Raw genomic sequence first — 25,393 nt, 5'->3', positions numbered from 1 at the left:
GTTCGATGTCGCCCGCTATGGCGACCGGATCGAATGCACGCTGTCGGCGCAGAGCTTCCTGCACAGGCAGGTGCGCTCGATGGTGGGGTCACTGGTGGAAATTGGGCGCGGCAAGCGCGATGCGGCCTGGCTGCTGGACATCCTCGCCGCCGCCGACCGCACGGCCTGCGGCCCGGTCTCGCCGCCTGACGGCCTGTTCCTGGAGAAAGTGGATTACGACTGACGCTGCGCGTGCGGCGCCTGTGAGGGCGCTTGGGGGGTGGTTTGCTGGTTTTCGGGATCGGGTTTGCGGTCAGGTGTCGGGCAAGGGCAGTGTTTGACCCAGCCCTGCGCTTACGCTTGGGCCTGCTGCGGGGCAATCGCGGTGCGATTGCTGATCCCTGCGCAGCGTAGGCTGGGGACACGGAGCATGTGAGACTTCAGGCGCGATTGCGAGCGCCAGCCGCGCCGAGACCGGCGCGCGAAAGCTCTGCGGCCCCTGCCCCGGCGCATCCGTCACATAGCGAATGTAGACATTGCCCCGGCGGTCGACGGCGAGCAGCACGCCGCGCCCGGTTGCCCTTTTCCAGCGGTCAAGATTCCACAACTGCCACCAGAGCCATGGCCAGAAGAGGACATGGACGTGCGCATAGAGGGGGGCGTGCCGGGGGTGCATGGGGGCATTATAGGGGCAGCCCGGAGGGGGTTGGATAGATTGGCGCTGGTGCAGATCGGTGTGCTGCGCCGGCTGGCAGGTCGATGCAACGGACTGCCGGAAACGCGTCCTCAGGCTGCCCCGCCGTTTCGAACGCCCGTTTCATCCCGTGGCTGTGTGAAAACGGCGCAAATCAGTTCATGGTGTTTGCATCCGAACAGGAGGCTGCCATGGGACGGTTTGTCGAAGGCGAGGATCGCGCACAGCAGGTGCTGCTTCCTCCCAGTCTTGAGGACTATGTTGGTGAGGACAATCCGGTCCGGGTCGTCGATGTTTATGTCGACGAACTTGATCTGGCCGAATTGGGGTTTGCGCGGGTGATGCCGAAGGCGACCGGCCGACCTGCCTATCATCCCTCGACACTTCTCAAGATCTATCTCTATGGCTACCTGAACCGCATCCAGTCGAGCCGGAGGCTGGAGCGTGAGGCCGGCCGCAATATCGAACTGATGTGGCTGACCGGGCGGCTGGCTCCGGACTTCAAGACGATTGCCGACTTCCGGAAGGATAATGGCCCGGCGATCCAGGCGGTGTGTGCGCAGTTCATTGCCCTGTGCCGAGAGATCGGCCTGTTCGTTAAAGCCGTGGCGGCTATCGACGGGGCGAAGTTCAAGGCCGTCAATGCCCGCGACCGGAACATCACGAGAGGCAAGCTGAAGCGACGGATCGAGCAGGTCGAGACCAGCATCGGGCGTTACCTGCAGTCGCTCGATGCCGCCGATGCGCAGGAGGGAGATGTTGCGGAGGAAAAGGTGGGGCGCTTGCGGGAGAAAGTCGCTGCGATGAAAGCGAAACTGCAGGAGCTGAAATCGCTCGAAGCCACGGTGATCGCCAGCCCCGATCACCAGATATCGCTGACTGATCCTGATGCCCGGGCTATGGCGACGAGCCTGCGTGCATCAGGCATGGTTGGCTATAATGTACAGACAGCTGTTGATACTGAGCATCATCTCATCGTCGCGCATGAGGTGACGAACGATGTGAACGACAAGGCGCAACTCTCGCCGATGGCGATGAAGGCCAGGTCAGCCATGGGCACCGACACGCTCGATGTCCTTGCGGACCGGGGTTACTTCAGTGGCTGGGAAATCCTCGCCTGCAATGCGCAGGACATCAGCCCCCTCGTTCCGAAACCTTATACATCGGGCGCGAAGGCTGCGGGCCGGTATGGCAAGGATGACTTCCTCTATGATCCGGATGAGAATGCCTATCGCTGTCCGGCTGGCGAGATGCTGACCTACAGGTTCACCAATGTTGAGAAGGGTCAGACGCTTCACTCATACTGGACGACCCGCTGCGAAACCTGTGCCCTGAAACCCCATTGCACGACCGGGCCGTTCCGGCGCATCAAGCGCTGGGAGCACGAGGGTGTCGTCGATGCCATGCTCAAGCGTCTCAATGGCATGCCCGACGCCATGAACATCCGCCGCCGGACGGTAGAGCATCCGTTCGGCACGTTGAAATCCTGGATGGGGCATACTCACTTCCTGACCAAGGGGATGGAGAAGGTCAAAACCGAGATGAGTCTCTGCGTTCTGGCCTACAATCTGAAGCGGATGATCGCGATCCTGGGTGTGGAGCCTCTCATCACTGCGATCCGGGCGTAATGGACGTCTTCGGTTCGAACTCGGATCACGCCCGCTGAGGGTAAATCCAAGCAAGGCCGGGAAATCTGTCGATCTCACAACGCGTTTTTACACAGCCACTCCCGGAAGCTGACATTGGCGAGTGATGAGGTTCGAGAATGCAAGCCGCACAACTCTCCGCAAGACTACTTGGGACCCTGCTCGTCCGCGAATAATGGAGAATGGTTCGCATTCGCCTGACACCACCAAACGATCTGCATTTCCTATATTCTTTAGGGGGTAATACATATTGTTGGCGCCGTCTGGGGGCGCCATCATTCTGCCAACTCAGCGATCCGTTCGTGTTCTGAGCGATTCCTACAAGCCAATCAGGAGGATAAAATGCGCAAGACTTCGGTATCTCTTTTCGCCATAATCGCCGCTACTGTGGTTCCCGCCACTCTGGTCATGATGGCAAGTCCGGCCCATGCCGAAGAAGCTCAGGCCGAAGAAAAGGTCATGTCCAATCAGGACTGGTGGCCGAACCGCTTGGACCTGAGTGCGCTGCGTCAGGACGACGCTGGGGCCAATCCTTATGGCGCAGATTTCGACTATGCTGCGGAGTTTGCCACGCTAGACCTCGACGCAGTCAAGAAAGATATCGAAAGTGTCCTGACCACCTCTCAGCCGTGGTGGCCAGCCGACTATGGAAACTACGGCCCGTTTTTCATCCGCATGGCCTGGCACAGTGCGGGCACCTATCGCGTCGGTGACGGGCGCGGCGGAGCTGGCGGAGGTGAGCAGCGTTTTGAACCGCTCAACTCCTGGCCCGACAATATCAGTCTCGACAAGGCGCGCCGCCTTGTCTGGCCGATCAAACAGAAATACGGCCGCAAGCTTTCCTGGGGTGACCTGATGGTTCTTACGGGCAATGTCGCGCTGGAGAACATGGGCTTCGAAACCATTGGTTTTGCCGGTGGCCGGGTTGATGCTTGGGAACCGGACTTGGTGTTTTGGGGGCCGGAGACGAAGTTCCTCGCCGCTGACCGCTTCGACAAGGACGGGAATCTCATTGGTCCGCTCGCGGCAACCCAGATGGGTCTGATTTATGTCAATCCGGAAGGCCCAGGCGGCAATCCTGATCCTCTTGCGGCCGCGAAAGCCATTCGCATCGCTTTCGGCAACATGGCGATGACCGATGAAGAGACCATCGCGCTGATCGCCGGCGGACACACGTTTGGCAAAGCGCACGGTGCCCACAAGCCGGACGAATGCGTCGGCCCCGATCCCACGAGCGCGGGCATGGAAAAGCAGGGACTTGGCTGGGAGAACACGTGCGGCAAGGGCAACGCCGAGGATACCGTCTCCAGCGGACTGGAAGGCGCATGGTCAGCCAACCCGATAGCCTTCACAACGCAATACTTTGACAATTTGTTCGGATTCGAATGGGTCCAGACGAAAAGCCCGGCGGGCGCGACACAGTGGATTCCCTCCACCCCCTTTGCTGCCAAGCTGGTCCCTGACGCCCATGTCGAAGGCAAGCGGCACGCGCCGATCATGTTCACCACGGATATAGCCCTGAAAGAAGATCCCGGCTTCCGCGTGATCTCACAGCGCTTCCACGACAATCCTGATGAGTTCGCCGCCGCCTTTGCGAGTGCCTGGTTCAAGCTGACCCATCGCGATATGGGGCCAAGTGCCCTCTACCTGGGTAGCGAAGTACCGAAGGAAGCCTTCTCGTGGCAGGATCCGCTTCCAACTGCGGATTACGCGGCGATTGACGCATCAGACGTGAGCCAGCTCAAGAAGAGTATCCTTGCGACTGGCCTGACCGGTCCGGAATTGGTCAAGGCTGCCTGGGCCTCCGCATCAACCTTCCGCGGGACTGACATGCGCGGCGGAGCCAATGGCGCCCGCGTCCGGCTGGAACCGGCCAAGAATTGGGCCGTCAATGACCCAGCCGAACTGACCAAGGTACTCGGCAAGCTCGAAGGTGTTCAGAAGAAATTCAACAGCTCAGCCACCGGCAACAAGAAGGTCTCGATCGCAGATCTTATCGTGCTGGGCGGCAATGCGGCCATCGAACAGGCGGCTAAGAAGGCAGGCCATGACGTGACTGTGCCATTTAGCCCAGGCCGTGTGGATGCCACGCAGTCGCAGACCGATGTCAAATCCTACGAGTACCTGCGGCCCCACGCTGACGGGTTCCGTAACTATTACGGCATGGACAGCGACCTTCCACCGGCGCAAATGCTGGTAGACAAGGCCAGCATGTTGGAACTGACCGTTCCTGAGATGGCGGTGCTGGTTGGGGGCATGCGCGCACTCGATGCAAACACCGGACACTCGGCAAATGGCGTCTTCACCAGCCGTCCTGGCACGCTGAGCAACGACTTCTTCGTCAACCTGCTCGACATGTCCACGAAGTGGGAGAAGTCGGCGAAGACCGAGGGTCTTTACGAAGGGTATGACCGGGCCAGCGGCAAGCTGAAATGGACTGCCACTCCGGTTGATCTGGTCTTCGGATCGAATTCGGAGCTCCGGGCGGTTTCCGAAGCTTATGCCTCCGATGATGCGAATGAGTTGTTCGTGAACGACTTTGTTTCCGCTTGGGCCAAGGTAATGAACCTCGATCGTTTCTGAGCAACATTGGGGAGTCCCCCGCACAGGAGGACACGGATGTGAGCATAGAGCACGATGTTCATCAACGCGGATAACGCGAACTAAGCGTTATCCGCGCTCACCTGCCAGCAGGCGGCCTTCATGGTGACGCGGCCGTCGGATGCCTTGTGCTGCTGCAGCAGCTGGATGAGCGCATCGCGGACTTGCGCCTCGTCGATGCCCTGCGCTTCCAGCAGGCGCGAGAGCGGGCCGAGCTGCATCATGAAACCGGCCGTCGACAGGGCATCATCGCCCGGCAGCACGATGGCGGTTTGGTTCGATGTCGCCCGCTATGGCGACCGGATCGAATGCACGCTGTCGGCGCAGAGCTTCCTGCACAGGCAGGTGCGCTCGATGGTGGGGTCACTGGTGGAAATTGGGCGCGGCAAGCGCGATGCGGCCTGGCTGCTGGACATCCTCGCCGCCGCCGACCGCACGGCCTGCGGCCCGGTCTCGCCGCCTGACGGCCTGTTCCTGGAGAAAGTGGATTACGACTGACGCTGCGCGTGCGGCGCCTGTGAGGGCGCTTGGGGGGTGGTTTGCTGGTTTTCGGGATCGGGTTTGCGGTCAGGTGTCGGGCAAGGGCAGTGTTTGACCCAGCCCTGCGCTTACGCTTGGGCCTGCTGCGGGGCAATCGCGGTGCGATTGCTGATCCCTGCGCAGCGTAGGCTGGGGACACGGAGCATGTGAGACTTCAGGCGCGATTGCGAGCGCCAGCCGCGCCGAGACCGGCGCGCGAAAGCTCTGCGGCCCCTGCCCCGGCGCATCCGTCACATAGCGAATGTAGACATTGCCCCGGCGGTCGACGGCGAGAAGCACGCCGCGCCCGGTTGCCCTTTTCCAGCGGTCAAGATTCCACAACTGCCACCAGAGCCATGGCCAGAAGAGGACATGGACGTGCGCATAGAGGGGGGCGTGCCGGGGGTGCATGGGCGCAGTATAGGGGCAGCCCGGAGGGGGTTGGACACGTTAGCGGGGGCGAAGGCCAGATGCGTTGTAATCACTGCCAGGTCATCGCCGCCGGACTGCCGGAAAGGCAGGCCCGGTGAACCTGTCCTTCGCATACAGGTTTCATGTGTCTCCGTCGTTGACCGGCGCGACAAGGCGATCATGCAGTTCACGAATTTTCGCGTTGAGCGCATGCAATTCACTCGCTGACATGCCGGATCTCCGCGCCAGGTTGGCGCTGACGCAACCGGCTGAGCCTCTCAGTTCCCGGCCCTTGTCTGTAAGGCCGATCAGCACCTGACGTTCATCCTCCGGGTTGCGGACGCGGCTTACATAGCCGGCCGCTTCGAGCCGCTTCAGGAGCGGCGTCAGGGTGCTTGCTTCGAGTTCCAGCTGGCCTGCAAGTTCGCTGACGGATTGGTTGTCACAATCCCAGAGCAGATTGAGAACCAGGTATTGCAGATAGGTGATGCCCAGCTCATCCAGGAGCACTTTGTGGATCCGCTGGATGGCGAGGTTTGCCGCGTAAATCGTGCGGCAGACGTGCTCGCTCAATGGCGGCGGGAACGCCGGCTGTGTCTTGGCGTCGGGCATCTCTCATTCCTTCTTCGCTCTGCCGGATCATAGTCTTTATCGCGAAATTACCTATCGCGATAAATATAGGGGTTGACGCGGAAATCTCAATCCACTATCTGTTACTTATCGCGATAATGATTATCGCGATAGTTTTCTGGAGACCTCCAATGTTGAAATCCCTTCTTTCTGCGGTCGCCCTCTCCACCCTCGCGGCCTGCCAGGTTCCTGCAACCAACCCTGCCCTCAACGCCTCAACTCAAGGAGACATTCAAATGTCCACAATCACCACCAAAGACGGCAACCAGATCTTCTACAAGGACTGGGGCCCGAAAGATGCCCAGCCCATCGTGTTCCACCATGGCTGGCCGCTGACCGCCGACGACTGGGACAACCAGATGCTGTTCTTCCTGTCGGAAGGCTACCGCGTCATCGCCTTTGACCGCCGCGGCCAGGGCCGCTCCACCCAGACGGACATCGGCCATGACATGGACACGTTTGCCTCCGATACGGCGGACCTTGTCGCCGCGCTCGACCTGAAGAACGCTGTCCATATCGGCCACTCCACCGGCGGCGGCGTTGTCGCCCGCTATGTCGCCACGGCAGAGCCGGGCCGGGTTTCCAAGGCGGTGCTGATCGGCGCGATCACGCCGATCCTCGGCCAGACGGAGTCCAACCCGACGGGTGTTCCACTCGAAGTGTTTGACGGCTTCCGCAAGGCGCTGATCGAGAACCGGGCACAGTTCTACCTCGATGTGCCCTCGGGCCCGTTCTACGGCTTCAACCGGGAAGGCGCTGAGGTCAGCGAAGGTCTGATCCAGAACTGGTGGCGCCAGGGCATGGCCGGCAGCGCGAAAGCCCAGCTGGACACGATCACCGCCTTCTCGGAGACGGACTTCACCGAAGACCTGAAGGCGATATCCGTCCCTGTCCTCGTGATGCACGGCGAAGACGACCAGATCGTTCCGGTTGACGAAACCGCCCGCCGCGCCGTCAAGCTGCTGCAGAACGGAACGCTGAAAACCTATGAAGGCCTGCCGCACGGCCTGTTTGCGACGCAACCGGATCTGATCAATGCAGATCTTCTGGCTTTCATCAAAAACTAGGTCCACCGAGGTCCGGGCCGCTCCACAAGCGGCCCGGACTTTTTTTGCGCATCCGGCACGACAAGATTGCCTGAACGACTTTGCGCCGTGTGCAGATCAGGCGTTGTCGGCGGTCACGCGCCAGCAGGCGGATTTCATGGTGACGCGGCCGTCGGGCGCCTTGTGCTGCTGCAGCAGCTGGATGAGCGCATCGCGGACTTGCGCCTCGTCGATGCCCTGCGCTTCCAGCAGGCGCGAGAGCGGGCCGAGCTGCATCATGAAACCGGCCGTCGACAGGGCATCATCGCCCGGCAGCACGATGGCGGTTTCCACCGGATCAATCGCCACATTGGCCCAGCCTGCGTCTGACAGGATGCGGGCGACCCGGTCCTTGTCCTGGAAGGCGAACGGGCCGGGCGCGGTGGGGTCTGCCGGCGGGGGCGCTTCCTTGAGGAAGGGCATGGCGGCCTGCAGCGGCGCCAGCGCCCAGTCATTGACGGCGAGCCCCTGCCAGCAGACGAATGCCATCCTGCCGCCCTGCCGGACCGATTGGCGGATATTGGCGAAGGCGGCCGCCGGATCGTCGAAGAACATGACGCCGAAGCGCGAGATCACGATGTCGGCAGCCGGGCTGGCCGTGTAAGTGCTGGCGTCAGCGAGTTCGAACCGGGCGGGCGCACCGGACGCTACTGCACGCGCACGGGCGAGTGCGATCAGGGGCGCCGACACATCAACGCCGAGCGCGCCCTGCCCCGCGCCGGTTTCAGCCGCCGCACGCAGGGTGAGCGCCCCGGCGCCGCAGCCGATATCCATGACAAACTCATCCGGCTTAAGACCTGCCCGGGCGAGGACCGTGTCGGCGAAGGGCGCCAGCATGGCATCCAGCCGGTCCGACTGGTCCACCCATTTCTGGCCGGCCGGCCCGTTCCAGTATTCGACCTGATCTGCATTGCTCATCGGTGGCAGTCCTTTGTGCGGGGGGTGGGGTTCGGGGGGCTGCTCAGGCCAGGGCCTCGTGCAGCAGGGTCAGCGCTTCCAGCGCGAAGAGGCGCATATTGGCCTCGCGGTCTGACAGGCCGGTTTCGAGTGTGCGGGAAATCTCGATCTGCGCGCCTGACACGGCGACACAGGTGTGCCCGGCGGCATCGCCATAGCCATTGCCGGACGGGCCGGACGCGCCGGTTTCGCAGAGGCCCCAGTCGGCATCGAGCTTGCCGCGGATCGTGCGGGCCATCATGCTTGCATAGGGTTCGGTGGAGGAGCGCATGCCCTCCGGCATGTCGGCCCGGCCGAGGCCCATCAGGCCGCGAAAGGCCTGCGGCGTGTAGATCACGCCGCCGCCGCGATAATAGGCCGACGCGCCGGCCACGGACAGAAGCGCCGCAGAGATCAGGCCGCCGGATGAGGATTCAGATACCGCAACGGTTTCCCGCCGGGCCTTGAGCCGCATCCCGATATCGGACGCGAGGGGAAGAAGTGTCTGCATGGCTGACATCAAGCAGGTGCGGCGGGCAGGCGCAACATGGTTCGCTGCGGCAAGGCGCGCAGATTCCTCTTGACATTCTTCTTCATTTCCACAATATTGGAACTATGGAAACGAAAGCCGCCCTCGCCCAACTCTCCGCCCTCGCCCAGGATAGCCGCCTGGCCGTGTTCCGCCTGCTCGTGAAAGCGGGCCATGACGGCCTGCCGGCCGGCGACATTGCCGCCGCACTGGACGTGCCGCCGAACACGCTGTCGGCGCAGCTGAACATCCTGTCCCAAGCCGGACTGGTGACGGGGCAGCGGCACGGCCGGTCGATCATCTATACTGCCAATTTCGGTGCGATCAGTGGCCTGATTGTCTTCCTCATGGAGGATTGCTGTGCAGGCCGGGAAGATGTGTGCGCACCGGTTCTGGAACTGGCCCGTTCGGCCTGCTGCTAAATTCAAAACAAAGGAAAAACCATGAAACGCCTGCATGTTCACATCGCTGTCGATGACCTGACCCGGTCGATCGATTTCTATTCAACCCTGTTCTCGGCCGAGCCGACCGTGCTGAAAGCCGACTATGCCAAGTGGATGCTCGACGACCCGCGCGTCAACCTGGCGATCAGCCAGCGTGGCGCGAAAGCCGGTGTGGAACACCTTGGCATACAGGTCGAGACGGGCGACGAACTCGCCGAGGTCTATGAGCGCCTCGGGCGCGCCGATGCCTCCGTGCTGGAAGAAGGCGCGACAACCTGCTGCTACGCGAAATCGGAAAAGAGCTGGGTGCAGGACCCGTCAGGCGTGGCCTGGGAAGTCTTCCATACGATCGGCGACAGCGCGGTCTATGGTGGCGGGCCCGAAGCCGCAGACGGGCGGCTCGTCTCAACGCCGACCGGCATGGCGGTGGAGCGCGCATGCTGCCCGGCGCCGCAGCCGGAGACGCGCCCCGTGGCGTCTGGCTGCTGCTAGCGGCATGGGAGTCTTTGAACGCTACCTGTCGGTATGGGTCGCCGCATCCATCCTGGCAGGGATCGGCCTCAGCCTGATCATCCCCGGCCTGTTCGAAACACTGGCAGGACTGGAATACGCAAATGTGAACTTTCCCGTTGCCATCCTGATCTGGGCGATGGTCTGGCCGATGATGATCGGCGTTGATTTCACCAGCATCGCCCGTGTGGGAGAAAAGCCGAAGGGACTGATCATCACACTGGTCGTCAACTGGCTGATCAAGCCCTTTACCATGGCCGCCCTCGGTGTGTTGTTTTTCAAGCATGTGTTTGCCGGCTTCATTCCGGCCGCCGACGCGGAGGGTTATATTGCCGGCCTGATCCTGCTTGGTGCGGCCCCATGCACAGCGATGGTCTTTGTCTGGTCACAGCTGACAAAGGGCGACCCGAATTACACGCTGGCGCAGGTGAGCGTGAATGACGCGATCATGGTGTTCGCCTTCGCGCCGCTCGTCGCCTTCCTGCTGGGTGTGACCGACATTGCCGTGCCATGGGAAACACTGATCCTGTCGGTTGCGCTATATGTCGTGATACCGCTGATCGCAGGCGTCGTGACGCGCCAGGTGCTGATGGCGCGCGGCGGGGCCGCGGCGGTGACCGCCTTCACCGACCGTATCAAACCCGCATCCGTCGTCGGCTTGCTGGCGACCGTTGTCCTGTTGTTCGGGTTCCAGGGGCAGGTGATCATCGACCGGCCTTTGATCATTGCCCTGATTGCCGTGCCGATCCTGATACAGTCCTACGCCATCTTTGCGCTTGCCTACGGCGCCGCATGGGCATGGAAAGTGCCGCACAATGTGGCCGCGCCCTGCGCCATGATCGGCACGTCGAACTTTTTTGAACTCGCCGTCGCCGTTGCCATCAGCCTGTTCGGGCTGAATTCCGGCGCGGCGCTCGCAACAGTGGTCGGCGTCCTGGTGGAAGTGCCGGTGATGCTGTCGCTCGTGGCATTCGCCAACCGCACCCGCAAAAGCTTTCCGGAACACTGAAGGATACGTCTCATGCGGATACTGTTTCTTTGTGTCGCCAATTCGGCCCGCAGCCAGATGGCCGAAGGCCTCGCACGCCAGCGCTTCGGTGACCGTGTCGAGGTCGCGAGCGCCGGGTCGAAGCCGACGGTTCCCAACCCGTTCGCCATTGAGGCCATGGCGGACATCGGGATCGATATCAGTGCGCACACGTCGAAACCGGTCGAGGCAATGAATGCTGCCGACTTCGATTATGTGATCACGCTTTGCGCCGAGGAAGTCTGCCCGTGGCTGCCGGGCACAACCCACCGGTTGCACTGGCCGATCGATGACCCGGCGAGCGATGATCCCAAGCTGACACAGGAAGACTTCCGTGCCCGGTTTGCAGCGGCACGGGACAAGATCGATATACGTCTCGCGATACTTGACGGCCTGCTGGATGTGCCCCCCGGCCCGAAAGCGCAGGAATTCCATGCGAGCATCAGGGTCGGTGACCTGCCGCGCAGCACCCGTTTCTACAGCTGGCTGCTCGGTGTCTGGCCGAAGGACTGGACGCACCGCTTTGCGACATTCCTGCGCCCGGACCTGAGCCTGAACTTTGTCTTGCTGGTGTCGGATGGCAAGACCTTGAACCATGACACGCTTTACCATCTCGGCATTGATGTCGGTACGAAGGACGGCGTGATCGAGGCGTATGACCGCGCCATCGGAGAAGGCGTCACGGTGTTCAAGCCGCCGAGAACGACCTGGCGGGGGACGCCATTGCACGAACTGTGGCTGAAGGACCCGGACGGTAATCTCATCGAGATATATGCGCGCCTCACGGACGCCGAACTGGCCCTGATGCCTGATGATAAAAACGAAGAATATCTCGTGGACGGCACGGAGCCCGCTCATGCGTGAATACTCTGTCACCGCCCGCAGGATCGACGCGCATGGTGGCGAGGCGCGGGCCAAGGAGGCGGCTCTCACCATCGATACGGATTTGTCGGGCCGCGCGGATGCGTTCAATCCGGCAGAGCTGTTCCTCGCTTCAGTCGCAGCCTGCATGTTGAAGGGAATCGAGCGGGTCACACCGCTACTCGATTTCAAGTTGCGCGGGGTCAGCATCAAATTGCACGGCGTCCGGCAGGACGCGCCGCCAAAGATCGTGTCGATTGATTACGAAATCATCGTGGATACCGATGAATCCGACCACCGCCTCGACCTGCTTCACAAGAATATCCGCAAGTTCGGGACAATTTCCAACACGGTGGCTGACGCCACCGATTTGACCGGCTCCATCAAACGAAAACCCTGAAACAGGCTGCCTCATATGATCGTCATCCATCACAACCCCGATTGCGGCACATCGCGCAATGTTCTGGCGATTATCGAGGCGAGCGGCGCAGAGCCGGTCGTGATTGAATACCTGAAAACCGGCTGGACCCGGCCGCAACTGCTCGGCCTGTTCGCGGCTGCCGGACTGACGCCGCGTACGGCCTTGCGGGAAACCAAGTCACCGGCCGCCGAGCTTGGCCTGCTGGCGCCGGGCGTTGACGACGACACGATCCTCAATGCGATGCTGGACGCGCCTGTGCTGGTCAACCGGCCGATTGTGTGCTCGCCGAAAGGGGTTCGCCTGTGCCGCCCCAGCGAGGCGGTGCTTGACCTGCTGGATACGCTGCCGCCCGGCCCCTTGCACAAGGAAGATGGCGCGCTGCTAATCGATGCGGACGGCCGCCGCGTCGGCTGACGGGGCGGCGCTAGTCGAGCACGGCCTTGACCATCGGGCCGTAGGACGAGCCGCCGAGCATGGCGATCTGCTGTCGGGCCGACACCTCGTTGATGGGTTCCTGAGGGCGCGACACCGGGTGCACCGCGCGCCGCAGCGGGCGCGTACCCGCCGGCATCGCGATGATCTCGGCAATATTGCGCGGAATGTCCATCGGATCGGTGCTGCCGCCGCCACCGCCATTATCGACGCCCATGGAGGCCGTCATCTGGGGATAGGCGGCAAGCAGGGCTTCCGGCGTTCGCGCCTTGAGCGTGGCCGACAGGGCGACCTGGTTTTCCCATATCTCGGTCGGGTAGCCGCCGGGCTCGATGATCGTCACCTCAATGCCTTGCGTCACCGTCTCATAGGCAAGCTGCTCGCTGAGCGCCTCAAGCGCGAACTTGGTCGGCGAGTAATGCGCATAGCCCGGAACGATGACGCGGCCGAGCTGGGACGTAATATTGAAGACCTGCCCGCGGCCAGCGGCGCGCATGGCGGGCAGCATGGCACGGATCATTCTTTGCGGCCCGAAGACATTGGTGTCGAAGATCAGCTGCGTGGCTGCCATGTCCTGGACTTCGATCGGCCCGGCAAAGGCGATGCCGGCATTGTTGACCAGAACATCGATCGATCCGCCCGCCGCCGCGAGCGCCTCGGCCACACCGGCCTCGACCTCAGCATCCGACGTCACGTCAATTTCAATCACGGTGATGTCGAGACCATCGCTGGCTGCGAGGGCCTTCAGTTCGTCTGCTTCCGGACGCGGAAGGTTGCGCATGGTGGCAAACACCTTGGCGCCAAGCCGCGCGTAATGCTCCGCGCCGAGACGGCCGAAGCCTGACGAACACCCGGTGATGAGGATCGACTTGCCGGACAGGTCCGGCGCGGCTGAACTTGTTTCGGCATAGGCCTGCGCGCCCGTGGCTGCGAACGCGGTCGCGGCCAGCCCGGCGCCCATCATCAGGTGACGGCGGTTGAGTTCGAGTGTCTTCGGCATGAGAGGCTCCCGTGTTTGTGCCAGTCTACCATCGCGGGACCGGCTGGTCACGCGCGGCACTTTCAGGACGAGGGCCGATCAGTCGTCGAAGCCGACAAAGGTGGCCGCCTCGTCGACCGACTTGCGGGTCGAGACGACGGCATTGGCGGGGAAGCTGTCGTCCGGCCAGCCCATGGCGACGCAGGTCTGGATCACCTGGTCATCGGGGATGCCGGCATGTTCGCGCACGACGGGGCTTTGCATGATGCCCTGGCTGTTGATGACGCAGCCGAGCCCCTTCGACCAGGCCGCGTTGACGAGGCAATTGACGACGCCGCCGCAATCGAAAGGCGCAATGTCGCTGCCCTGGATCGACTTGTCATAGGTGATCACGATCGAGACCGGCGCGTCGAACTGGCGGAAGCCGCGCAGCACCCAGTCCATGCGCTTTTCCTTGTCGTGGCGCTCGATCCCCATCGCCTCGAAAAGCTGGATCGCAATACCGATCTGGCGCTCGCGGTGGACGCCTTCATAGCCGGGGCCCATGCGGAATTCCCGGCTGTCGGGCACGCCCGCAAGGTTGCGTTCGACATTGCCCTCGCGGATGCGGTCAAGCACCTCACCCGTGACGACGTAGAAATTCCAGGGCTGGGTGTTCAGCGAGGTCGGCGCACGGATGGCCATTTCCAGCACTTCGCGGATCAGCGCCTTTGGCACGGGTTTCTGCTGGTAGCCGCGAATGCTGCGGCGGCCCATGACCACGTCCTTGAATTCCACTGGTGACCCTCCAAAAAGTAAAGTGTTTCATACTCCAGAGGCTTTGTGGGGCAGCCGGCGCCTGCCTGCCAGACCTGTCGTAGCGGCAGGCGGACGGATTCCGGTCGACACCGCCCGCTTGCCTGAATAGGCTCAGGCCATGATCAAGCTCAGCTTCTGCCTTCGCCGCCTGCCCCACCTCAGCCGGGAGGAATTCCAGACATACTGGCGTGAACAGCACGCCCCGCTGGTAGCAAGGCACGCGAAGACGCTCGGCATCTTGCGCTACGTCCAGGTGCACACGGCGCATGACGGCCTGAACGCGGCGATGCAGGCATCGCGCGGCGGCCCGGACGCCTATGACGGCGTGGCCGAGCTGTGGTTCGAAAGCGAAGAGGCCATGGCGGCGAATACGAGCGAGGCCGCCGCCGCAGCGGGCCGCGAATTGCTGGAAGACGAGCAGAAGTTCATCGACCTGGCGAATTCGCCGCTCTGGTTTGGGGACGAGCATGTGGTGGTGGGCTAGCGGTCATTTGTTCCAAGCGCATTGGCCAGATCTTCCAGCAGGTCAGCCACATCTTCCAGCCCGACTGACAGGCGCACGAGGCCATCACTGATGCCGTGCGCTGCGCGTTCTTCCGGCGAATAGGTGGAATGCGTCATGCTGGCGGGGTGCTGGACAAGGGTCTCGGCATCGCCAAGGCTGACAGCGCGGCGGATGAGGGAGAGGCGGTTCATCATGGCGATGCCGGCCTCGTAGCCGCCTTTGAGTTCGAAGGCGATCATGCCGCCGAAGCCGTCCATCTGGCGCCTGGCGAGGTCGTGCTGCGGATGGCTGGCGAGGCCGGGATAGTAAACGGCGGAGACGCCCGGCTGGGCCTCGAGCCATTCGGCCACTTTCATTCCGCTCTCGCAGTGGCGCTGCATGCGCAGCTGCAGGGTTTTCAGGCCGCGCATCACCAGCATGGCGTTGAACGGCGCCATGACGGAACCGGTCATGTCCTTGACGCCAACCATGCGGATCTCGTGGATCGCTTCGGCCCGGCCGCAGACGGCCCCGGCGACCAGGTCACCGTGTCCGCCGAGATATTTGGTGGCCGAATGAAGCACGAAATCTGCACCGAAAGAGACCGGACGCGTGAGCATGGGCGAGGCATAGGTATTGTCGACGATGACCAGTGCGCCGGATGCGTGAGCGATGTCTGACACGGCGCGGATATCGACGAGGCGCATATTGGGGTTCGCGGGTGTTTCGAAATAGACGATGCGCGTCTTGTCACTGATCGCCGCGCGCAGGTTTTCCGGGTCGCGCAGATCGACATGGGTGATCTGGATGCCGAAGCGGGAGAGGCCGTCGCGCATGAAGGCAAAGGTGCAGCCATACAGCGTCTTGTCGGTGATGATCTCGTCGCCGGGTTTGACCAGCGTCCACATCGTGGCCGAGATCGCGCCCATGCCGGAGGCGGTGCAGAGCCCGGCCTCGGCGCCTTCCAGCTCGGCAATGCGGGATTCGAGGAGTGCGACCGTCGGGTTCGAAATGCGCGAATAGATGTGGCCCTCGGCCTCACCTGCGAACAGGGCGCCGCCCTGCTCTGCCGTTTCGAAGGCGAAAGTGGAGGTGAGGTGCAGCGGGGGGGTCAGCGCGTTCTGATTGTCCTCGGGATGGTAGCCGTGATGGATGGCGCGGGTTGCAAAGCCGAGCGGCCGCGATGTGTCATAGGCCATGAACGTGTCTCCGGTGTTTGCACCAGTATAGCACACTCCAATACGCAGGTTTCGCCTCATTCTGCTGATTATCAGTTGCAAATTGACAGATTCTGCCAATAACTGGCGAAATGGATGCAACAGATGCCAAGATATTAAGTGCGCTGCAGCGCGACGGCCGCCTGACCAACCAGGAATTGTCGGCCATGATCGGCCTGTCGCCCTCACCCTGCCTGCGCCGGGTGCGCAATCTCGAAGCGGCCGGCCTGATCACGGGCTATACGGCGCTGGTGGATGAAAAGGCCTGCGGGTTTCCCATCACCGGCTTTGTGCGCATCCGCCTGACCAACCATTCCGACGAGACTGTCCGGCGCTTCGAGGAACGCATTGCCGAAACCGATGCGATCATCGACTGCTACCTGATGACCGGCAGCGAGGATTACCAGTTGCGCGTCGTTGCCCGCAGCCTCGACGATTATGAACAGCTGGTGCGCCAGACGATCCAGAAAATTCCGGGAATTGCCTCAATAGAAACCAGTTTTGCGTATGGCGTGGTAAAACAGTCGCGCAGCTTGCCAGTTCTACCTGAAAAGCGGTGATAGTCGGCAGACGCCGACCTGCTATAGGAATCGCATGACAGATACGTCGACCCCTGCCCCGAAAGCACCCAGTCTTGTCGAGACACGCAGCCCCTCGAAGCGGCGGCCGGGACGGTGGCGCATTTCAAACATTATCGACGGCCGCGCCCTGCGGGTGAAGCTGACGGCAGCGGCCCAGAACAATCTGGGAGACCCTCAGGCGGCGCGGAAGATTGCGATTGACCATTTGCATGCGGCCCTGTTTCGCGGACGCATGATCGCGCAGGAGCGCCTGCAGCAGGGCGCAGACGGACTGGATACCGCGCGCCTGCTCTGCGCCGTGCAGGATGAAGTCATCCATGCGCTGTACGACTATACGACCACCCATGTCATCCGGGCGCGCAACCCCACCGAGGCCGAGCGGATCGCGCTGGTTGCGACCGGCGGCTATGGCCGCGGCGTGATGGCGCCGTCATCCGATACCGACCTCTTGTTCCTGCGCGCCTACAAGGTCAGCCCGCACACTGAAAGCGTGATCGAATACATGCTCTACGCAATGTGGGACATGGGCCTGAAAGTGGGACACGCCTTCCGCACACCAAACGATTGCGTGAAGCTGGCGGCCGAGGATGTCACCATCAAGACATCCATGCTGGACGCACGCTTCATCTGCGGCGACGAGGCGCTGGCCAATGACATGTTCGAGCTGTTCCAGCGCGATGCGGTGAAAGGCAAGGATGCCCAGTTCATCGCCGACAAGCTGGCCGAACGCGACGCGCGCCACAATCGCCACGGCGATGCGCGCTATGTCGTCGAGCCGAACCTGAAGGAAGGCAAGGGCGGCCTGCGCGACCTGCAGACGCTCTACTGGATCACCAAGCACATGTATGGCGGCACGACGCTGGAAGACGTCATGCGCAATGGCCCGTTCACGCCGCACGAATATGCCATCTTCATCCGGGCCGCGAAATTCCTGTGGACCGTACGCTGCCACCTGCACTTCGTGACCGGGCGGCCGGAAGAGCGTCTCGGGTTTGACCTGCAGCCAGAAATCGCCTCCCGCATGGGCTATCGCGATCGTGGCGAGCAGCAGGGTGTCGAGCGTTTCATGAAACGCTATTTCCTGATCGCCAAGGATGTCGGCGGCCTGACCCGTATCCTGGCGGCCAAGCTGGAAGCCGACCACAAGAAGAAGCCGGAAGGCCTGCGCCGCTTTCTGCCCGTGCGCGCCCCGCAGGCCCTGCCGGAAAAGGGCTTCACGCTGGACAATGGGCGTATCAACGTGACCGGCGAAGAGGTGATGGCGGCCGATCCGCTCAACATGCTGCGCCTGTTCACAATTGCCCGCCGGGAGGGCAAGGACATCCACCCGGACGCGCTGACTGCGCTGACCCGCAATCTGCGCGGCATCAATGAGCCCGTGCGCGAATTGCCCGAGGCAAGGCGGCTGGTGCTAGAAGCCATCATGGGCGGCGACAGGCCGGGACAGGTTCTGCGCTGGATGAACGAGTCCGGCCTGCTGGGACGCCTGATACCGGAATTCGGCGGCATCGTGGCCCAGACCCAGTTCAACATGTATCATCACTATACGGTGGACGAGCACACGATCCGCGCCGTTGCCCATATTTCCGACATGGAGCATGGCCGCGGGGAAAAGGTGGCCCTCGTCTCGGAATTGTTCCCGCTGCTTGAAAACCGCCGGGCCCTGTACCTGGCCATGCTGTTGCACGACACAGGCAAGGGCAAGGGCGACCAGCAGATCGAAGGCACGAAGACCTCGGCACGCGCCTGCGAACGGCTGGGCCTGCCGCAGGCGGAAACCGAACTTGTGGCCTGGCTGGTCGGGCACCATCTGGAAATGAGCGAGACCGCCCAGAAACGCGATATTTCGGACCCGCGGACCGTCGCAAAATTTGCCGACCTGGTGGGCTCGCTGGAGCGGCTGCGCCTGCTCTACATTCTCACGGTTGCGGATATCAAGGCTGTTGGACCGGCCGTGTGGAACGCCTGGAAAGGCCAGTTGCTGTCAGACCTCTACAATAATACGGCAGCGGCCCTGCGCGGCGGCCGGACGGACGAGGCCGGCGTGCTGGCCGAGCTGGAAGCACGCGCCGAACGGCGCCGCGAGGCGCTGGTGGAGCAGATCGGCAGTGTGCCGGCCATCATGCTGGAAATGGAGACTGCCTACTGGACCGGGTTCGACCTTGAAGACCTTGCCTGGCAGGCGCAGGTGCTGACCGATTCCCACGATACGGTTGCCCACCGTTACCTGACCGATGGCGGCGCTGTGGCCGTCATCGTCTCCGGCGCCGACAGGACCGGCCTGTTCGCAGACCTCGCGGGCACCCTGGCCCGGCTCGGCGCGAATGTCGTCTCGGCGCAGGTCTTCACCAGCAAGAGCGGCCGGATCGTCGATATCTTCATGCTGCAGGACCATTCCAAGGGTGCTTTCGCGGCAGGCGATGCGCCCCGCATGGAACGGCTGGAACAGGCGATGCGCGACGCCCTGGCAGGCAAGGCCATCAAGGGCGATGTCAAGACACGCGCGGGACGGCGCGAGGCGGCCTTCCTTGTGCAGCCCTCTGTCCAGATCCGCGATGACCTGTCCGCCGACTATACGGTTATTGATGTCGGCGGCCGCGACCGCCCCGGCCTGCTGCACGAAGTCGCCGACGTACTGGCCGACATGAAACTGTCGATCCATTCGGCGCATGTCGGGTCTTATGGTGAACGCGTGTTCGATGCATTCTATGTCCAGACGGCCCGTGGCCAGAAACTGGGCAAGGGCGCGCGCAAGGATACGCTGAAAGAGCGTCTTCTCGCCGTTCTCGGACGCGAGGAACTTGAGGCACCGCAAACCCCGGCCCGGAAGCTGAAACGCTCCCGCGCCGTGGACAGTTTCTGAGAATTCACCCAAGGGGACTGGCATGAGCGTCGCGCGCAACACACTCGTGCAGTCTTCCCTGACGCTGGCCAGCCGCGTGCTGGGCATGGTGCGCGACATCCTGCTGGTTGCCCGTATCGGCGCCGGACCGGTCGGCGATGCCTGGGCCACGGCGCAGCAATTTCCGAACCTGTTCCGCCGCATCTTTGCCGAAGGCGCCTTTGCCTCGGCCTTCGTGCCGACCTATGCGCGCACGCTGGAGGCCGAGGGCGCCGAAGCCGCCCGGGCGGTGGCGCAGGAGGCGATGCGGGTCCTGTTTGCGGCGACGGCCGCGCTGACAATTCTGGCGCAGATATTCATGCCCTGGGTCCTGCTGCTGATCCATGGCGGCCAGGCCGATGATACGGTCCACTACAATCTCGCGGTCCTGCTGACCCGCATCACGATGCCCTACCTGACCTTCATGGCGCTGGCCGCGCTGCTGTCGGGTGTGCTGAATTCCTCGGAGCGGTTCATCCTGTCAGCGGGCGTGCCGACGCTCCTGAACCTCTGTCTCATCCCGGCCGCCTTTGTCAGCCCGGACCCGGTAACCACGGCCAAGGCCGCATCCATTGCGTATTTCATTGCCGGCGTGCTGCAGGCGGGGGCGCTTTGGTGGGGCGTCAGGCGCCAGAAGGTGCATCTCAGCCTGATCGGATTTCCGCGCCTGACACCCGCCGTGAAGAAAGTGATGATGCTCGCCCTGCCCGGCACGATCGCGGCCAGCGGTACGCAAATCAACATCATTGTCAGCCAGTCGCTGGCGAGTTTCGAAGTGGGCGCAAAGAGCTGGCTCTACGCGGCTGACCGGCTGTACCAGCTGCCGCTGGGCCTGGTCGGCGTGGCGGTTGGCGTTGCGATCCTGCCGCGCCTGTCGCGCGCCGCCCGCGCGATGGATGATACGTCCAGCCGGACAACCATGGATGAGGGCATCGGCCTGGCCATGGCGCTGACCCTCCCGGCAGCCGCCTCGCTGATGATTGCGCCCGTTTTCCTGATCGATGCCTTCTTCGTTCGCGGGGCCTTCCTGGCCGATGACGCCTTCCAGTCGGGCAGCGCCCTCTTTCATTTTGCCTGGGGCGTGCCGGCTTTCGTGCTGATCAAGGTTCTGGCGCCCGCCTATTTCGCGCGGGAAGATACGAAAACGCCGATGCGCTATGCGCTGGTCTCGGTCGCCATCAACACGGCGCTGGGCGCGGGCCTGTTCTTCTGGATGAAATCGCTGGGCCAGCAGGGCTTTATCGGCCTTGCCATTGCGACCAGTATCGCCGCCTGGGTGAACGCGATCCTGCTATGGACGACACTGGTGCGGCGGGACTGGTACCGGCCCGGGCCCCGGCTGGCCTCCGGCCTGATACGGGCGGCGCTCGCGACAGCTGCGATGTCGGCGGTGATCTGGCTGATGCTGGACAATCTCGCGCCCCTCCAGGCCAGCCTGTATGGCAGCAAAGTCCTTGCAGCGGCTGTGATCGTGCTGGCGGGCGGGTTTACCTATGCTGTCGCGGCCCTGCTGACCGGCGCGGTCAGGATCAGCGACATCCGCCGCACTATGCGGCGCTGACCAAACGCGCTATTGGCCCTGCCCATGACTGATACGACCTCCACCTATACCGGCCCTGAGCGCGTCTTTTCCGGCGTCCAGCCCACCGGCAAGCTGCACCTTGGCAACTATCTCGGCGCGCTGAAGAAGTTCGTCGCCCTGCAGGACAGCCATGAGTGCCTGTATTGCGTCGTCGACCTGCACGCGATCACGCAGCCTGTGGAAAAAGGCGCCCTCGCCGACCAGACACGCCAGATCGCGGCGGCCTATCTGGCCTGCGGCATCGATCCGGCGAAATCCGCCATGTTCGCCCAGTCCTCTGTACTGGCGCATGTCGAGCTGACCTGGATTTTCAATTGCGTGGCGCGCATGGGCTGGCTGGAGCGGATGACCCAGTTCAAGGACAAGGCCGGCAAGGATGCCGAGCGGGCATCGGTCGGCCTGTTCGATTACCCGGTGCTGATGGCGGCCGATATCCTCGCCTACAAGGCGACGCACGTTCCCGTCGGCGACGACCAGAAGCAGCACCTTGAACTGACCCGCGACATCGCCGAACGCTTTAACCGCGAATATGACGCGCCGGGCTTCTTCCCGCTGCCGGAACCCCTGATCCAGGGGCCGGGCGCGCGCATCATGAGCCTGAAGGACGGCACGAAGAAGATGTCGAAGTCTGATCCGTCAGACCTTTCGCGCATCAACCTTGTCGATACGGCCGACGAGATCTCCAAGAAGATCCGGAAAGCCAAGACCGATCTCCTGGGCGATATGCCAAGCGAGGTGGACGGCCTGAAGGGGCGCCCGGAAGTCGAAAACCTGGTCGGCATCTACAGCGCGCTGTCGGGAGAGCCCGTCGAGGCGATCCTGCGCCAGTATGGCGGACAGGGCTTTGGCGTGTTCAAGCCCGCGCTGGCGGATGTGACCGTGGCGCACTTTGCGCCCATCACAGAGCGCTTCCGCGAGATTCTCAACGATCCGGCCGAAATCGACCGGGCGCTGGCTGCAGGCGCCGATCAGGCCCGCGCCATCGCGGCGCCGGTCATGGACGAAGTACGCCGCATCATCGGCTTCTGGCAGGTCTGACAGGCCGCGCTGCGGCGGCGTGGCCCCTTTCGACAACGCCCCGAAACGCGTAGCGTTCACCAGAAGCGATTCACCTGGAAGGATGCAAGATGAGACTCTCCCCCCTTGTTGCTGGCATACTCGGACTCACGATGGTGGCGGCCTGTTCCGAACCCCTGCCGGAGGGCGTCAGCGTCATCGAAGTGTCAGACGCCTATGTGGTGAAGCCGGCGGAAGGGCGTGACGTGTCGGGGGGTGGCATGGTGATCAAGGTGAGAGGCGCTGACGAGGCGCTGGTCGCCGCGACGGCCGATTTCGCGGACAGCGTGGAGATTCACACCATGTCCATGGAAGGCGGCATGATGAAGATGCGCAGGCTGGATTCGCTTCCCGTCACCGAGAAAGAACCCCTCGTGCTGGAGCGCGGCGGCAATCACCTGATGTTCTTCGGGGTTTCTCCCGATATCGCCATCGGCGACTCGGTCGATATCGTCCTGACCTTCAACAATGGTCAGGGCAAGGAACAGATGCTGGTCACGACGGCCGAAATCGTCGGCCAGGGCGATTAACTGCTAATTATTTGCGCAGACCGCACACAAAAAAACCAAGGCCCGACAAGGGTCTTGGCAAAGCTCTTGCAACTGAAATTTCGGGTTGCGGAGATTTAACTGTTAAGGGACTGTTAATGACGGATAAATCCCCGCATAGTGTCGTAATAGCAACAGTTTGAGCAGTTGAAAGTTGAGTGGATGGCATTTGATAGTCGCTTGCCTGCAGCCTACCAGGAGGAAGGGCCCGTCGTGACCCGGATCGGTACGGATCATCTTGTGACTTTCGACTATGCTGAACCCAGCCCGATCATGCTGTTTTTCCAGCGCTGGTGGCGCCGGTCCATCCTGATGTTGAAAGTCGGCGTGGTCGTCGGCGCCGTGCTGGCCTACCCCGTGATGACCGTCATGTCCCACCGGATCGATGACCGTGACGTGACGCTGGCCGCCAGCCAGAACTGGACGTCTCACGAGGCAGGCGTGGCCATCAACAAGATCGCCCGCGAACTGGAAGGCACCGGCTGGGCCGGAGACCGCGCCAGCTGGCACCCTCAGGCCCGCCTGACCGCAATGCCCGCCTGGCAGAAGGCGACAGCCGACGCACTGGCCGAGCATACGCGCCTCATGGCCGTGATGAGCCCGGTGAATGGCGAACCGGACGAAGACCTGACCGCCGCCGCCCGCCTGCTGCATGGCATGCCCGGTGATGACATGCGCCCGCGCCTGACAACGGCTGCTGAGGCTCTTAACCGTTTCGATACCCGCGCGGCACGCGGCCTGGCCGTCCAGCCCGACCGGATGGACTTCGTCAAGGCCGAAGCCCGCCTGTTTGCGGGCTGGGCCGACACCGACCTGGCTGACCTGTCCGCCCAGATCAACCGTGACGTGGTCGAATGGCCGGCAAGCCGCACGGATATTATCGCTTTCTATGGCGCCAAGGCACGTGCGCACGTCGCCCGCGAAATGCTGATGGCAGCCGAACGGTCCGAGCCCCGCATCGGACGGGAACCTGCGGTCAAGGACGCACTGACCAAGGCCAAGGACGCCTGGGGCCGCGCCGCACGCATGAAGCCCCTCATCGTGTCGAACCAGCCCGGTGACGGCATGCTGATGGCCAATCACCTTGCCGGCATGGGTTTCTTCCTCGCCGAAGCCAAACGGTCGTCATTGGCGCTGGCAGATGCACTGGAGGCTGTTCCCGGCGAAGACCTCGAATCAGTGGCCGCGCTGGACCCTGCCCTGGCTGCAACCGCACCCTGATCAGCCTTTCCCCTTGAACGCGCCGCCCCTTCGGGCCATCTGAGCAGGGTATCAGCCATGCGAGAGGGGCCCCCAAGCCCATGTTCATCCAGACCGAACCGACACCCAATCCCGACACCGTGAAATTCCTGCCCGGCCTGCCCGTTGCGGGCGACCTCGGTCCATTCGATTTTCCCGATATCGCCAGCGCCCGCATGAGCCTGCTGGCGCGGGCCCTGTTCCAGGTGGACGGTGTCGACCGGGTCTTCCTCGGGCGCGATTTCGTATCGATCAACAAGGATCCGGCCCGCGACTGGAAACACGTGAAACCAATGGTCCTGGCAGCCATCATGGACCATTTCATGGCCGGCCTGCCGGTTGTGGAAGATGGCGCTGTCACCGCCAGCGAAACCTCGGGTGACGGCACCGTCTATGAAGGCGCGGCTGCCGAAATTGTCGAGGAAATCAAGGAATTGATCGAAACGCGCGTTCGCCCGGCCGTCGCGCAGGATGGCGGCGACATCATTTTCCACCGGTTCGAGCCCGATACCGGGATCGTGCACCTGTCGATGCGCGGCGCCTGTGCAGGCTGCCCGTCCTCGACAATGACGCTGAAGCAGGGCATCGAAAACATGCTCAAGACCTACGTTCCGGAAGTGACGGCGGTCGAAGCGGTCCTGTAGGACCATATGACGACGCCAATAGCAGAAGGACATGCAGCCATGGCCCACCCGGTCAACGACCACGCCCTTGACGTGATTTTCCGCGATGCGCGCAGCCAGAACGGGTTTACCGACAAGTCGGTGCCGGAAGTCCTGGTGCGAGCCGTCTACGATCTCGCCAAGATGGGGCCCACCAGCGCAAATTGTTCGCCCGCCCGTTTCGTGTGGGTGACCACCGAAGAGGGCAAGCAGCGCCTGGCGCCGCACATGTCGGAAGGCAACCGGGACAAGACGCTGACCGCGCCCTGGACCTGTATCATTGCCTATGACCTGAACTTCCAGGAAAAGATCCCCGCCCTGTTCCCGCACGCTCCCGGCGCCAAGGACTGGTTCAATGCCAATCGCGACGAGACAGCCTTTCGCAACGGTTCGCTGCAGGGCGCCTACCTCATGGTCGCTGCCCGGGCGCTGGGCCTCGATTGCGGTCCGATGTCCGGTTTCGATGCGGCTGGCGTGAACAAGGAATTCTTCGAAAGCCAGGACGGCGAGATGAATTACTGGCGCGCCAATTTCATCTGCAATATCGGCCATGGCGACAAGTCCAAGCTGTTCGACCGCAGTCCGCGCCTGGACTTTGACGAAGCCTGCCGGATTCTCTGAAGCCACACGCGCCATGCTGGT

The 25,393-nt window shown here is 62.7% G+C and carries 27 protein-coding genes and 2 pseudogenes; 20 read left to right on the top strand and 9 right to left on the bottom strand.

From position 1 onward, the window contains the following. Window positions 1–223: pseudogene (locus tag VR74_RS01620) on the top strand (tRNA pseudouridine(38-40) synthase TruA); the annotation flags it as partial. A 69-nt stretch (window positions 224–292) separates the two neighbouring features. On the opposite strand, the gene VR74_RS20350 reads toward VR74_RS01620, so the two are convergent. Continuing rightward, window positions 293–655, bottom strand: a complete 363-nt coding sequence (locus VR74_RS20350; protein ID WP_299949316.1) for a hypothetical protein — start codon at window positions 653–655, stop codon at window positions 293–295. Between the two features lie 209 nt (window positions 656–864). Here VR74_RS20350 and VR74_RS01615 point away from each other — a divergent pair, with 209 nt between their 5' ends. Next, window positions 865–2,301 carry an IS1182 family transposase gene (locus VR74_RS01615; RefSeq protein WP_045693816.1) on the top strand — a complete coding sequence of 479 codons (1,437 nt, stop codon included), beginning with the start codon at window positions 865–867 and terminating at the stop codon, window positions 2,299–2,301. A 360-nt stretch (window positions 2,302–2,661) separates the two neighbouring features. After that, a complete protein-coding gene (gene katG, locus VR74_RS01610) occupies window positions 2,662–4,902 on the top strand; it encodes a catalase/peroxidase HPI (RefSeq protein ID WP_045693806.1) in 2,241 nt (746 codons plus the stop codon). Window positions 4,903–4,982: 80 nt separating this feature from the next. Here katG and VR74_RS01605 read toward each other — a convergent pair whose 3' ends face one another. Then, window positions 4,983–5,144, bottom strand: coding sequence for a hypothetical protein (locus VR74_RS01605; protein WP_299949320.1), 162 nt, complete (start codon window positions 5,142–5,144; stop codon window positions 4,983–4,985). A 58-nt stretch (window positions 5,145–5,202) separates the two neighbouring features. Here VR74_RS01605 and VR74_RS01600 point away from each other — a divergent pair. Beyond that, window positions 5,203–5,418: pseudogene (locus VR74_RS01600) on the top strand (tRNA pseudouridine(38-40) synthase TruA); the annotation flags it as partial. Window positions 5,419–5,487: 69 nt separating this feature from the next. On the opposite strand, the gene VR74_RS20345 reads toward VR74_RS01600, so the two are convergent. After that, a complete protein-coding gene (locus VR74_RS20345) occupies window positions 5,488–5,850 on the bottom strand; it encodes a hypothetical protein (RefSeq protein ID WP_299949316.1) in 363 nt (120 codons plus the stop codon). A gap of 141 nt (window positions 5,851–5,991) precedes the next feature. Further along, entirely contained in the window at window positions 5,992–6,462 is a 471-nt protein-coding gene (locus VR74_RS01595) for a MarR family transcriptional regulator (protein WP_045693801.1), read from the bottom strand. 254 nt (window positions 6,463–6,716) lie between these two features. Between VR74_RS01595 and VR74_RS01590 the strand changes: the two genes are divergently transcribed. Further along, window positions 6,717–7,547: an alpha/beta hydrolase gene (locus VR74_RS01590; protein ID WP_045693800.1), complete on the top strand. Its 831-nt coding sequence runs from the start codon at window positions 6,717–6,719 to the stop codon at window positions 7,545–7,547. Between the two features lie 96 nt (window positions 7,548–7,643). On the opposite strand, the gene VR74_RS01585 is transcribed toward VR74_RS01590, so the two are convergent. Together VR74_RS01585 and VR74_RS01580 are read right to left on the bottom strand one after the other, a co-directional pair. Further along, window positions 7,644–8,483, bottom strand: coding sequence for a class I SAM-dependent methyltransferase (locus VR74_RS01585; RefSeq protein WP_045693798.1), 840 nt, complete (start codon window positions 8,481–8,483; stop codon window positions 7,644–7,646). Window positions 8,484–8,526: 43 nt separating this feature from the next. Further along, entirely contained in the window at window positions 8,527–9,012 is a 486-nt protein-coding gene (locus tag VR74_RS01580) for a CinA family protein (RefSeq protein WP_045693796.1), read from the bottom strand. Window positions 9,013–9,116: 104 nt separating this feature from the next. On the opposite strand from VR74_RS01580, the gene VR74_RS01575 reads away from it, so the two are divergent. From VR74_RS01575 to arsC, 6 genes are read left to right on the top strand one after another with little or no spacing between them, the layout of a single operon-like run. After that, complete coding sequence (locus VR74_RS01575; protein ID WP_045693794.1) at window positions 9,117–9,452, top strand: metalloregulator ArsR/SmtB family transcription factor; 336 nt, start codon at window positions 9,117–9,119, stop codon at window positions 9,450–9,452. Window positions 9,453–9,473: 21 nt separating this feature from the next. Further along, window positions 9,474–9,965 (top strand): ArsI/CadI family heavy metal resistance metalloenzyme, encoded by a 492-nt coding sequence (locus tag VR74_RS01570; RefSeq protein WP_045693792.1) that lies wholly within the window; start codon window positions 9,474–9,476, stop codon window positions 9,963–9,965. 4 nt (window positions 9,966–9,969) lie between these two features. Next, entirely contained in the window at window positions 9,970–10,992 is a 1,023-nt protein-coding gene (gene arsB, locus VR74_RS01565; RefSeq protein ID WP_045693790.1) for an ACR3 family arsenite efflux transporter, read from the top strand. Between the two features lie 12 nt (window positions 10,993–11,004). Next, window positions 11,005–11,874, top strand: coding sequence for a VOC family protein (locus tag VR74_RS20340; protein WP_299949314.1), 870 nt, complete (start codon window positions 11,005–11,007; stop codon window positions 11,872–11,874). Beyond that, the gene (locus VR74_RS01550) at window positions 11,867–12,271 is read left to right on the top strand and encodes an OsmC family protein (protein WP_045693787.1); all 405 of its coding nucleotides are present in this window, start codon (window positions 11,867–11,869) and stop codon (window positions 12,269–12,271) included. Before VR74_RS20340 ends, VR74_RS01550 begins: the two co-directional genes overlap by 8 nt. 15 nt (window positions 12,272–12,286) lie before the next feature. Further along, window positions 12,287–12,706, top strand: a complete 420-nt coding sequence (arsC, locus tag VR74_RS01545) for an arsenate reductase (glutaredoxin) (protein WP_045693786.1) — start codon at window positions 12,287–12,289, stop codon at window positions 12,704–12,706. 10 nt (window positions 12,707–12,716) lie between these two features. On the opposite strand, the gene VR74_RS01540 is transcribed toward arsC, so the two are convergent. Continuing rightward, a complete protein-coding gene (locus tag VR74_RS01540; protein ID WP_045693784.1) occupies window positions 12,717–13,724 on the bottom strand; it encodes an SDR family NAD(P)-dependent oxidoreductase in 1,008 nt (335 codons plus the stop codon). Window positions 13,725–13,802: 78 nt separating this feature from the next. Beyond that, window positions 13,803–14,480 (bottom strand): nitroreductase, encoded by a 678-nt coding sequence (locus tag VR74_RS01535; protein WP_045693782.1) that lies wholly within the window; start codon window positions 14,478–14,480, stop codon window positions 13,803–13,805. A gap of 139 nt (window positions 14,481–14,619) precedes the next feature. Here VR74_RS01535 and VR74_RS01530 point away from each other — a divergent pair, with 139 nt between their 5' ends. After that, window positions 14,620–14,985 carry an EthD domain-containing protein gene (locus VR74_RS01530; protein ID WP_045693780.1) on the top strand — a complete coding sequence of 122 codons (366 nt, stop codon included), beginning with the start codon at window positions 14,620–14,622 and terminating at the stop codon, window positions 14,983–14,985. Here VR74_RS01530 and VR74_RS01525 read toward each other — a convergent pair. After that, entirely contained in the window at window positions 14,982–16,184 is a 1,203-nt protein-coding gene (locus VR74_RS01525; protein ID WP_045693778.1) for a methionine gamma-lyase, read from the bottom strand. The two genes, VR74_RS01530 and VR74_RS01525, sit on opposite strands and share 4 nt — an antisense overlap. A gap of 110 nt (window positions 16,185–16,294) precedes the next feature. Between VR74_RS01525 and VR74_RS01520 the strand changes: the two genes are divergently transcribed. The 8 genes from VR74_RS01520 (at window position 16,295) to VR74_RS01485 (ending at window position 25,372) form a co-directional block, all read left to right on the top strand. After that, window positions 16,295–16,762, top strand: a complete 468-nt coding sequence (locus VR74_RS01520; RefSeq protein ID WP_045693777.1) for an Lrp/AsnC family transcriptional regulator — start codon at window positions 16,295–16,297, stop codon at window positions 16,760–16,762. Between the two features lie 34 nt (window positions 16,763–16,796). After that, window positions 16,797–19,646: a [protein-PII] uridylyltransferase gene (locus tag VR74_RS01515; RefSeq protein ID WP_045693775.1), complete on the top strand. Its 2,850-nt coding sequence runs from the start codon at window positions 16,797–16,799 to the stop codon at window positions 19,644–19,646. A gap of 22 nt (window positions 19,647–19,668) precedes the next feature. Continuing rightward, window positions 19,669–21,225 carry a murein biosynthesis integral membrane protein MurJ gene (murJ, locus tag VR74_RS01510; protein WP_045693773.1) on the top strand — a complete coding sequence of 519 codons (1,557 nt, stop codon included), beginning with the start codon at window positions 19,669–19,671 and terminating at the stop codon, window positions 21,223–21,225. A gap of 24 nt (window positions 21,226–21,249) precedes the next feature. Continuing rightward, window positions 21,250–22,284: a tryptophan--tRNA ligase gene (trpS, locus tag VR74_RS01505; protein WP_045693771.1), complete on the top strand. Its 1,035-nt coding sequence runs from the start codon at window positions 21,250–21,252 to the stop codon at window positions 22,282–22,284. Window positions 22,285–22,373: 89 nt separating this feature from the next. Beyond that, entirely contained in the window at window positions 22,374–22,832 is a 459-nt protein-coding gene (locus tag VR74_RS01500) for a copper chaperone PCu(A)C (RefSeq protein WP_299949312.1), read from the top strand. 180 nt (window positions 22,833–23,012) lie between these two features. Continuing rightward, window positions 23,013–24,071, top strand: coding sequence for a hypothetical protein (locus VR74_RS01495; protein ID WP_045693769.1), 1,059 nt, complete (start codon window positions 23,013–23,015; stop codon window positions 24,069–24,071). Between the two features lie 80 nt (window positions 24,072–24,151). Next, window positions 24,152–24,733: a NifU family protein gene (locus VR74_RS01490; RefSeq protein WP_045693768.1), complete on the top strand. Its 582-nt coding sequence runs from the start codon at window positions 24,152–24,154 to the stop codon at window positions 24,731–24,733. A gap of 39 nt (window positions 24,734–24,772) precedes the next feature. Next, window positions 24,773–25,372, top strand: coding sequence for a malonic semialdehyde reductase (locus VR74_RS01485; RefSeq protein WP_045693766.1), 600 nt, complete (start codon window positions 24,773–24,775; stop codon window positions 25,370–25,372). The last annotated feature ends 21 nt before the right edge of the window (window positions 25,373–25,393 follow it).

Origin of the sequence: Hyphomonas sp. BRH_c22, assembly GCF_000961795.1 — a bacterium.
Lineage (GTDB): Bacteria > Pseudomonadota > Alphaproteobacteria > Caulobacterales > Hyphomonadaceae > Hyphomonas.
Note: the sequence above shows the minus strand (reverse complement) of the source record. Positions and strands in the feature narration are given on the sequence as shown.